Raw genomic sequence first — 3,277 nt, 5'->3', positions numbered from 1 at the left:
CACGAAATCAAATGACAGCGTTTTTCTTCAATTAAAAGAAAAACGTGTTATGGACGATGAACGAGCTCATTTTGATAAAGTTGTTTATGAATTAAAAAACGACTCTCTGAATTTGGAAAAAATGATGACTGATTTCGATATTAATTATCAAAAAGAGATAAGTAGTCCTTTTTTCGTAATAATTAACCCATAAGAAAAAGACACAGTTTTATTAAGAACGACTGGACTTGGGAACCGTGGATTTAATATTGAACGTTATCAAAGAATAATGTTTGAATTGTATCCTAAAGAAATGGAAAAGTATCGAATTGAATATATTATTCCGTTACCAGAACCGATTGAAATTAAAGAAACTGAAATGGAATAACAAATACGTTTGCTAACAGTGTATAAAAAACATAGGGCATTTGCGCTTAACCGAAAGTTTGTACCTGTTTACAAAGTCCGCTAAATATAAAATTTAGCGTTTATAGAAGAAAAGATAAAAGCAAAATATTTATATTTAGCTAAGTAATAAACGGAAACAAAAGTGCTTTTTAATTGCCCTACGTTTCTTATACTAGACGTTGTGTCCAATTAAAAAATTCCGTTTCATTCTATAATTTGAGTTAAATGATACTATCTTTGATAGTATCAAATGATAGTATCATAAATGAAACCACCTTACGAAATAACATCTTCTATATTAAAATTTATTAGTGTCCGATAAAAAAAGCCTCAATTACTGAGGCTTTTTTCGTATCTAGAAGAATTAATCTCTTACCAAAAATTCAACTATGGGTAAAAGTACTATTTTTTTCGGACAGCCGATATTCAGCCAAATGATAAGTTTGCTTAACAAGGATAAGATTACTGCCAGTGCCACCTCGCACAAATCAGATCATTATTGTAAGCGGTTTTCGACCTTTCAACACCTGATTACAATGGTATATGGAGTGACCTCTGGATGTAACTCACTGCGTGAACTGTGCGGTGGCATTGTAAGTTATGGCAACAAAATTTCACATTGTAAGTTTGATTATTCCCCAAAGCGAAGTACGATCTCTGATGCCAATAAGCGCAGAGACTGCGCTGTCTTCGAAGATATCTATGCCGATCTGGTGATCGAGCACCTCCCAGGTTTATCGGACAGCCACAAGCAATTAGTAATCGACAAAAAAGTTTATGCAATCGATTCTACCACCATAGCTCTTTTTCAGCCAATTTTTGAGTGTGTAGGGCGCAACCCCAGCAATGGTAAACGAAAAGGAGGCATAAAAAGTCATCAAAAACTGGATATGCAGGCTGGGATACCGGTAAAAGTATACCACAGTAATGCACGTGAGCACGATTCTTTATTCATACAACAAGAAGGAGTAATGAAAAAAGGTGAAGTCGCTTTATTTGATAAAGCATACAATAATTATGCGCTATTTGATACTTGGAATCAAGATGGTATTTTCTTTGTTACCCGATTAAAAAATAATGCTAAGGAGACGCTTTTAGAAGAGTTTGACCTTGAAGAAGCAACACCCGATACTATCTTAAGAGATGCTAAAATAGCTCTTAAATACAAGGATGATAGCGGATTGAAAAAGCAGGTTGAACTAAGGTTGGTGTCATTTTACCACGAAGAAAAAAACAAGGCGTACTACTTTCTTACCAATCTCTTTGATCTGCCAGCGCAGCAAATAGCAACACTCTATAAAAAACGTTGGGAAATAGAGCTGCTCTTCAAAAAGATAAAACAGAACTTTCCGTTACAGTACTTTTACGGAGATAACAAGAATGCAATACAGATACAGATATGGTGCACGCTGATAGCCTTACTGCTCATTACAGTGATGAAAAAACAGCTTACCAGACCGTGGAGTTTTTCCAACTTGGTGAGTTTATTGCAAAAACATCTTTTCAGTTATGTGAACTTTGTGGACTTTTTCAACAATGTAGATTCTTATGCTAAAGAATTTGTCAAAAATAAAGGGAACCCAGATGATTTACAAGGTAGTTTTGAGTTTCATTAGAACAAATAATTAAGGGGCTTACTTTTTTATTTTCAGATTATCGCAACGCTTTTGTTGACTTTCAAGCCGACAATTCCGTAGTTTTGATTTTTATCGGACAACAATAATTATTAATATACTCGATAACAAACTTGCCTTGTTGCATATACCCTACTCCTGCAAACTCTGAGGTATGCACGAGATATGCATTGTCATTTTTTATAAGCGCTACACCTATGGGTAAATTATTATCAAAGATTAAAAAGCCTTTGGCACTTCTCATCAAAGCATAACCCTCTTTGGACACAAATTCGTATGGGGTAGTTATTGCAGAGGCATCCACTACATTTTCCTCAAAACTAGGAGTCTCCTCAGGAACAATATTTGAAATAAGCGAATTCTGAACTGGATTTTCAACTTCTTTTATCAGCGCGCCAGGTGCATCAATTGCTGTGGATTTTAAAGGCGTATACTTATAATCCACCTCTTCCAAAGAAGTCATCGCATCTCTTAAGGCTTCAAAATAAGCTTTATCATTAGACTTTGTTTTCCCTACTCCTTCTTTTGTTGTGAAAACAGTGGCTCCTATACAGTTCTCTAATCGCAATACGAAGTTTACTCGAAGTGTTCCCGATTTATCAATTTTTAATTGAAGCGCATTACACTCACCACGATTCAAATCTGCGGGTAAAATTTCAGAATTTCTAAAAGCGGTAAAATGGAGTTTTTGAAGCTCAAAAACGACAAGCTCATTCCATCTATACTCGTTTGCTTCCCCTTGAAACTCGTACTGATTATCAACAATGATGTACTTGTAGTTATTCAATGCTTCCTTTTGCGCCATTGCAAAAAGAGTGTTTACTAAAAATAATAAGACGACTACGTTTTTCATAAAGCAAGTGTACTTCAACTATAAAAAATTATTTCAACAATAGGTTATGGAAAGATGTTGTTTATAATCACGCTTTCGCGAAAGCGGTAAAATACAAAATCCCTTTATAGAACATATACTTTAGAAGCTACTAAATCTGTGAATACGGAAGTCAAGTTATAAACAAAACTTCCAAAAAAGACTGTGAAACCCTACCTTTGAGACGTACACGCCATTCAAATCAATACCATGAAAAAATTAGAACTCCTCAAAAAATATTTTGGTTACGACAGTTTTCGTCCACTGCAAGAACAAGTCATAGACGATGTTATTGCTGGCAAAGACCTTATGGTGGTCATGCCTACCGGTGGAGGAAAATCCATGTGTTTCCAGTTGCCTTCCCTACTTCTTGACGGCATTACCT

At 35.2% G+C, this 3,277-nt stretch carries 4 protein-coding genes; 3 read left to right on the top strand and 1 reads right to left on the bottom strand.

The features are described from left to right. Positions 1-193 (top strand): hypothetical protein (locus QZ562_RS20625; protein WP_293764521.1); only part of this gene is annotated, 193 nt, incomplete at its 5' end. A 583-nt stretch (positions 194-776) separates the two neighbouring features. Then, entirely contained in the window at positions 777-2,003 is a 1,227-nt protein-coding gene (locus QZ562_RS20620; protein ID WP_293764518.1) for an IS4 family transposase, read from the top strand. Between the two features lie 61 nt (positions 2,004-2,064). Here QZ562_RS20620 and QZ562_RS20615 read toward each other — a convergent pair whose 3' ends face one another. Beyond that, positions 2,065-2,874: a hypothetical protein gene (locus QZ562_RS20615; RefSeq protein ID WP_293764515.1), complete on the bottom strand. Its 810-nt coding sequence runs from the start codon at positions 2,872-2,874 to the stop codon at positions 2,065-2,067. 228 nt (positions 2,875-3,102) lie between these two features. Between QZ562_RS20615 and QZ562_RS20610 the strand changes: the two genes are divergently transcribed. Continuing rightward, positions 3,103-3,277, top strand: a 175-nt coding sequence (locus QZ562_RS20610; RefSeq protein WP_293764524.1) for a DEAD/DEAH box helicase, incomplete at its 3' end; no start/stop codon positions are given.

This window comes from uncultured Paraglaciecola sp. (assembly GCF_913058035.1).
GTDB lineage: Bacteria > Pseudomonadota > Gammaproteobacteria > Enterobacterales > Alteromonadaceae > Paraglaciecola.
This window is presented reverse-complemented; position numbering and strand designations above follow the sequence as displayed.